Source organism: Actinosynnema sp. NPDC004786, assembly GCF_053601135.1.
In genome coordinates this window covers 1-5,944 of the sequence record NZ_JBSGBG010000101.1, presented here as the reverse complement: position 1 = coordinate 5,944, position 5,944 = coordinate 1, and the positions used below count along the sequence as shown (strand labels likewise).

Below are 5,944 nucleotides of genomic sequence, written 5' to 3'. Positions count from 1 at the left end.
CACCGTCGGGTGACAGAATCCCGTCCAAGGCGGCAAGCTCGATGTCACGACCGGCGAAATCCCGCACCACCGCGGGCAATTGCCGCGGTACCGGTCCCACGGCCGCCTGCGGTTGCTGATACAGCACCACCTGGTCGATCGTGCCCGCCTGCACCACCGCGCCCACCACAGTGCCACCGATCTGGTTGCGCACCTCCACCTCGTCCACGGACCCCAGTCTCACCCGACCCTGTCCCCGAACCACCCGCCAACAGTGCACACCACCCGGTCGGACCACGCCGTACACGACGCTACAACCTTTGGGGTGCAGAAAGTCTGCACCAGGATGCCGAGCTGCGACGATCGGGCCCCTTCGACTCGATGCCTGGTTGTGAGGTGGTGTTGCGACTGCTGTACTTGATCTCCATCTGGCTCAGTGGGTGGCGTGTAGCGGCAATCTTCCCCGGTCATCGGAACACCTCGTCCGTGGGAGTGGCCAGGGAGCCGTCGGTGTCAAGGCCGTAGCGGGCGAGCTGTCGGGCCTCCTCGGGGCGGCCCAGCCAGACCAGCAGCTCAGGGAGCCACCGAGCGGCGCGGTGGTCGCCTTTCTGCGTCTGCGTGAGCAGGATGCGATGGGCCTGCCCAAGTTGACCCTGGGCGACCAGCAGCCGTACCAGCCGTTCGGGAGCTTGGAAGTCGCCCGGTCCTCGCGCAAGCTCGGTCATCGCGCGACGATCCGCTAGGACGTCGGAGAGCCCGCCTCCGCAGCGGAATCGCCTGCATAGGCACGGGCTCGCGACTGGTCCAGGTCACTGCGGTCGACGAGCAGGTCGGCCAGCCGGTAGGCCGCGTGAGCGTTGTGGTCGTCGGCGCGCGCTCGCAACTCGTCGACCTCGTCGCGGTCGACGAGGATGTCCACCAGCTTGTCGGCGCGAAACAGGGTCGACTTGCTGCTGCCGTTAGGGCCCACCATCGTGGTGAACCGTCCAAGTGATCGGTCAGGCTGACCTGATCAGGGATCGGGCGGTCGTGAGGCCTGCGCCGCCCGCGCGGTGGAGCTGCTGACCACGACCACGGCCTCGATCGAGCGCCATCGCCACCGCACTGGGCCATACCGAGGCGGCCTGCTTCATCCACGCCTTCCACCGCTGGCCACCACCACACCGGGCGATGACGGGCGGCGGCATCTTGCCGTGTGAGGTGGAATTTCGACTTCGGTAGGGTGTAGAAAGCAGCACGGAGCGAGGAGTATCCATGGATCCGGACGCTTTAGCCGAGTTGGCATTCGAAGCCCTGACTTCCACGAGAACGCTGCGCTCCGCCCGGGAACACCTCCACGATCTCGTGGAACCGAAACTCGTACACAACCCGGAAACCGCCGAGCTGTGGTCCGGGTTCAGCCGCGACCGGCGGGTTCCGCCCGAACTCCCGGCTGCCCTCTCAGCCGAACTGCGGCATGACGAGCGCTTCGCGAACCGGGTCGCGGAACTGGCGAACCGCGCGCTGTGGCGCAGGAAGTTGATCCCGCGCCGCGACGTTGTGCTCGGGATTGGGCTACTGCTCGGGGGCGCTGCGGCGAGCGGCGGGATCAACTGGGTCCTCAACCCCGAGATCGAGCCCTTGGCCCAAGAGGAGGTCACGAAGGCGGAGCAGGCCAAAGCCCGGTCCAAGGGCGTCCTCGGGATCAAGGCGGCCCACCAAATCCGCGGTGACGCGTTCGGGTGGGCATTCGCCGAACCGCTCTCGGACACGCAGGTACGGGACCTACTGGCGGTCGAGGGCAAGCCAGAACTCGGCCCGCTCGCCCTCGCCGCGCAACCGGTCTACATCGCCTATCACTACTGGGGAGAGGTCCACAACTTCACCAGGCTGAGGATGACGGTGGTCAACCACTGGCCGAAACCGGTGCTGATCACCGACATCAAGGCCAAGGTGAAGCGGACGGCTCCGCTGTCGGGTGCATTGGCGTGGGTGGGCGCGCAAGGCAGTGTCGAGGTGATCGACATCGGTTTCGATCTCGAAGAGGACGATCCCCGAGCTCGCGTCACCAACCAAGGCGGCACGCTCGGCGACCCGTGGACCTATGGCGAGAACGTCGAACTGGAGCCCGGTCAAACCCAACCGTTCAACCTCATCGGACGCGCCACCACGTCGTGCTGCGAATGGCACTTGGAGATCCACGCGGAGATCGAGGGGCAACCGCAAGTCTTCGAAGTGAAGGACGACCAGGGAAACCCGTTCATCACCACGGCCTTCGCCGACCACTACCAGCAGCGCTTCAAGTACGGACCGCCCAACGGCCTCAAGTGGACCGAGCGCGGTGAGGGCGGGATGTTCCGGTGAAGACGCGCACGCGGAGAACGCTGTTCCTGAGTGGGAGCTTCGTCGTGGGACTCGTCGCGGGACTCTTGGTGTGGTGGGAACCCCGGGAACCGCAGGCCCCACCGGAGATGTCGTGGAGCACGGTTCCCGCCCAGGAGCCGGAGATCGAGGCAAGCGTCCGGGTGGGCGGTCGCGCCGACGATGACTGGTGGATGCTGATGGCATCAGAGGAACTCGCTCGCGCCACCCCTCCCGATGACGTGGCCGACTGCCGCAGCCTCCGGGAGTGGGCGCTCGGGGAGGGCGCGCTGCCCGCCGTTTACGCGACGCACACGATCACGTTGTCGGCGAACTACCACACCACCGTCGCGTACGTACAAGTCGTGGTATCCCCGGACACCACTCCGTACCCGAAGACCACGTCAGCCGAACTGATTGTCCGCCTGACCTGTCTGCAGCAGCCCGGGACTCAGATACCGTACCCCGACCCCGAGGCACCTCGAGCGATCTACTCGATCCTCGACTCACCACTCGACGGAGCAGCCACACTGACCGATCGGCACCGGCTCACGCCCCGAGCGTCGGCGGACATGGAGGTCGACGTCGACTTCCGCGGTTCGGGAGGCCCGTTCGCCTACCGCGTCGAGGTCCGCGTCATAGAGGACGGCGAGTCACGGGTGGTGCCGGTGAAAGGGAACGCCCCGATGTTCGCCACCGAGGACAGCGGCGCGATGGGATACTGGCCGGCCACCGCGCAGTGGACGATGAGCCCCACCCGCACACACACCTACTGCGACGCCGTAGCGAACCCCGCTCCCGACCAGGAACGCACCTGCTCGTAAACCTCCCCCACCTCCAGCCCGGCGCCATGCCCTCCAACTCCGGCACGATTCCGTGGGGCGCGGGCGCCGACATCGGCCCGTGCTTTCTCCGTACCCGCCGCGGATGACGGCTCCCATCCGCTAGTCGGTCGAGGCCGCACCCGGTTCGGGCCGACGAGCTGACCGCCACCGCGCCTGTGGGGTGCCAATAGTCGGCCACGTGGCCTGACCTGCGCTTACGCAGCGATGGGTGGGACTGTAAATCGCTCCTCTGTCAAGCGGAGGTTGGTCGGGTGATCGTGGCGTCGATGCGTAGGGCGCGGTAGACGACGTCGGAAAGGTGTCGCTTGAGCACGCGGAGGGCTTCGAGTCCGCCGTCACCTCCTGCTCGGCGGCGGCCGAGCAGGGCTCGGGCGTCGGGGTGGCAGCGGGCTTGGGTGAGGGCGATGCGGTGCAGGGCGGCGTTGAGTGGGCGGTTGCCGGTGCGACTGAGTCGGTGGCGGGCGCGGTTGGACGACCACACAGGCAGTGGCGCGGTGCCGTTGTGGCGGGCGTAGGCGTCACGGGAGCGGAACCGGCGGATGTCGGCGGTCTCGCCAAGGATCTTGGCCGCGCGGTCAGTGGCCCGCAGCCGCGGATGCCCAGCAGCGTAGGTGCGAGTTGCTCGACGAGCACACTGATTTCATCGAGCAGCGCGTCGATCTGTTCGGTAAGACGTCGACAGTGCTCCACCAGCGCCTGGGCCAGGCGCGCCACGGTTCCGTGGTGGGAGGCCAGCCGGGTTGTCAGGGCCTGGTAGGCGCTGATCCGGTCCAGTGATCGGGCGGTGGGGTCCCAGGTCGGGTCGAGTTCGTGCAAGTACCAGCGCAGACGGTTGATCGTCCTGGTTCGTTCCCCGACCAGGGCTTCGCGCATGTCCACCAGCAGCCGGACCTCGCGGTCCGGACCGTCCAGCTGGGCGGTGGGCAGATCGGGCTCCCGTAGCGCTGCGCGGGCTACCGCCAGGGCGTCGATGGGGTCGGATTTGCCGTGGGTGCGGGCGGCGTCACGGGCACCGGTCATCAGCTTGGTCGGGACGCGAACGACGCGTTCGCCGGCGCCGAGCAGGTCCGCCTCCAGCCGTCGGGTCATGTTGCGGCAGTCCTCGACCGCCCATACCCGCTGCTGGTCGTGTTCGGCGGCCCAGCGCAGCAGCGCCAGGTGGTCGGCACTGGTGGTGCCGACGGTCTTGGTGGCGAGTCTGCGGCCCAGTTCTTTGACGATGACTGCGGTGTGGGAGCGCTTGTGGGCGTCGATCCCGATGACGATCATGGCTGAGGTCGTTCTCCTTGACGGGACAGCGGATCAGCCGGTGGCATGTCCCAGTCGAGATGCGTCATCACGCTCCTCTCAAGCCATACCGGCAGTCCTGGAGTCCGGCGGGCCGCAAGATTTACAACAGCCACCGCGAGGGGCAACGATGCGGCCGGGCGAACCCGCCGGACCTGATCAGCATGACACTGGAACGAGCGGCTCTGGCGTACTTTCGGCGGTAACGGTGAGTAGCCGGTCGTGGCCGGGGTCTTGTGGTGGCGATCGAGCCTCTTGTCGGGAAGGTGCTTTCGGGTTGTCGACGCCTTCGTCATCGCGGCATCGGGGCGCCGGACGGCACGGCCACAACCCGGATGCGGACCGCGACCACCGCCCTCCGTCGCGCAACCCGACGACCGGAACCGACGGTCCGGAAATGCCGTCCCCGCAAGGAAGTCGGCACCCATCACGAGATCATGAACCGACGGCTACTCACTGTAACCGCCGAAAGTGTGCCAGAGCCGCTCGTTTGACACACCCCAGGGGCGCGGCGCGCCCCCGGGCCTGGCCGCAATCGTGCGGTCGGCTAGGACTGGACGGATGAGCGACTACCTCTACTGGGACCTGGGCAAGCTCGACCAGGGCACGTGGTTCAGGATCGGGCTGGACGGCTCCACCGCCAGGGTGATGCTGGTCGACGCCGGCAACTTCTCCCGCTACCGCAAGGGGCGGGAGTATGAGTTCTTCGGCGGGTTCTACGACTACTCGCCGGTGGAACTGGAGGTGCCCTACCGGGACCGGTGGTACCTGGTCGTCGACGACAACGACCACGACGTCGAGGTCGACTTCTACGAGATGTGAACCGGTCGCCACGTACCCGCAGGCGGCGAGCGCGCACCGCCGACTCCTGAAAGCGTGTCGAGGGCGGATCGCCCCGGCCTGGTTACCCTTGCCCGACTCGATCACGACGAGCACCGGATCTGACAGGAAGGAGAGGACGTGTCCGATCACGACGACCGCGAACGGTTAAGCAGGCTGCTGGCCATGCTGCCCTGGGAGCACAACGCTCAAGGGCCGTGGCCGCCCAACGCACTACGCCAGCTGGTGTTCGGCGTCGACGCCGATTCCGCTCCCGGAGACGATGCCACCACCGACGACCGCTGGACGCCTCTGACCAACGTGGCGCACGAGTTCGGACAACGACTGGACGCCCCCGACAACACCAGCGGCAGGGCCTTCCTGCTCCTTGCCATGCGTGTGCTGGACGTCTTCGAACCGTACGACGCCGCCCTTGCCGAGGTGATCGGCACCCTGCTGCCGGTCAAGACCGCGGGCCGGTTGTGGGTCGAGGACGTCGTGAACACCGCCTGGCGCATCGTGGCCGCCGAGCACGGTGCCGACCGTCTTGCCGCGGTGCGGTACCACCACGGACAGACGAGGAGCGTTATTCAGAAGGTTGATCTTGGGGTGGCAGCGCAACAGCCCCGTCTGGGTAGGGTCGGTTTCCTCTCACAGAAGCTCGACCAACCACA

At 67.2% G+C, this 5,944-nt stretch carries 8 protein-coding genes; 4 read left to right on the top strand and 4 right to left on the bottom strand.

Annotated elements, in window-relative coordinates; all coding sequences use genetic code 11:
- The 3 genes from ACWEFJ_RS39055 to ACWEFJ_RS39045 form a co-directional block, all read right to left on the bottom strand.
- On the bottom strand, positions 1 to 208 hold a 208-nt coding region (locus tag ACWEFJ_RS39055; RefSeq protein WP_449716895.1), incomplete at its 3' end, for a hypothetical protein.
- Between the two features lie 238 nt (positions 209 to 446).
- The gene (locus tag ACWEFJ_RS39050; protein WP_449716894.1) at positions 447 to 704 is read right to left on the bottom strand and encodes a hypothetical protein; all 258 of its coding nucleotides are present in this window, start codon (positions 702 to 704) and stop codon (positions 447 to 449) included.
- A 14-nt stretch (positions 705 to 718) separates the two neighbouring features.
- Entirely contained in the window at positions 719 to 952 is a 234-nt protein-coding gene (locus tag ACWEFJ_RS39045) for a hypothetical protein (protein ID WP_449716893.1), read from the bottom strand.
- A 281-nt stretch (positions 953 to 1,233) separates the two neighbouring features.
- Here ACWEFJ_RS39045 and ACWEFJ_RS39040 point away from each other — a divergent pair, with 281 nt between their 5' ends.
- Both ACWEFJ_RS39040 and ACWEFJ_RS39035 read left to right on the top strand, forming a co-directional pair.
- Positions 1,234 to 2,322 (top strand): hypothetical protein, encoded by a 1,089-nt coding sequence (locus ACWEFJ_RS39040; protein WP_449716892.1) that lies wholly within the window; start codon positions 1,234 to 1,236, stop codon positions 2,320 to 2,322.
- On the top strand, positions 2,319 to 3,143 hold the full coding sequence (locus ACWEFJ_RS39035; protein WP_449716891.1) for a hypothetical protein: 825 nt from the start codon (positions 2,319 to 2,321) through the stop codon (positions 3,141 to 3,143). The genes ACWEFJ_RS39040 and ACWEFJ_RS39035 overlap by 4 nt, the downstream gene beginning before the upstream one ends.
- A 120-nt stretch (positions 3,144 to 3,263) precedes the next feature.
- On the opposite strand, the gene ACWEFJ_RS39030 is transcribed toward ACWEFJ_RS39035, so the two are convergent.
- A complete protein-coding gene (locus ACWEFJ_RS39030) occupies positions 3,264 to 4,433 on the bottom strand; it encodes an IS110 family transposase (protein ID WP_449716890.1) in 1,170 nt (389 codons plus the stop codon).
- A 579-nt stretch (positions 4,434 to 5,012) separates the two neighbouring features.
- Here ACWEFJ_RS39030 and ACWEFJ_RS39025 point away from each other — a divergent pair.
- Both ACWEFJ_RS39025 and ACWEFJ_RS39020 read left to right on the top strand, forming a co-directional pair.
- A complete protein-coding gene (locus tag ACWEFJ_RS39025) occupies positions 5,013 to 5,273 on the top strand; it encodes a DUF1883 domain-containing protein (RefSeq protein WP_449716889.1) in 261 nt (86 codons plus the stop codon).
- Between the two features lie 138 nt (positions 5,274 to 5,411).
- A partial coding sequence (locus ACWEFJ_RS39020) for a hypothetical protein (RefSeq protein WP_449716888.1) occupies positions 5,412 to 5,944 on the top strand: 533 nt, incomplete at its 3' end.

Coding starts and splice junctions, on each gene's coding strand:
- ACWEFJ_RS39030 (WP_449716890.1), bottom strand. CDS start 4,433: ATGATCGTCATCGGGATCGACGCCCACAAGCGCTCCCACACCGCAGTC.
- ACWEFJ_RS39050 (WP_449716894.1), bottom strand. CDS start 704: ATGACCGAGCTTGCGCGAGGACCGGGCGACTTCCAAGCTCCCGAACGG.
- ACWEFJ_RS39040 (WP_449716892.1), top strand. CDS start 1,234: ATGGATCCGGACGCTTTAGCCGAGTTGGCATTCGAAGCCCTGACTTCC.
- ACWEFJ_RS39045 (WP_449716893.1), bottom strand. CDS start 952: ATGGTGGGCCCTAACGGCAGCAGCAAGTCGACCCTGTTTCGCGCCGAC.
- ACWEFJ_RS39025 (WP_449716889.1), top strand. CDS start 5,013: ATGAGCGACTACCTCTACTGGGACCTGGGCAAGCTCGACCAGGGCACG.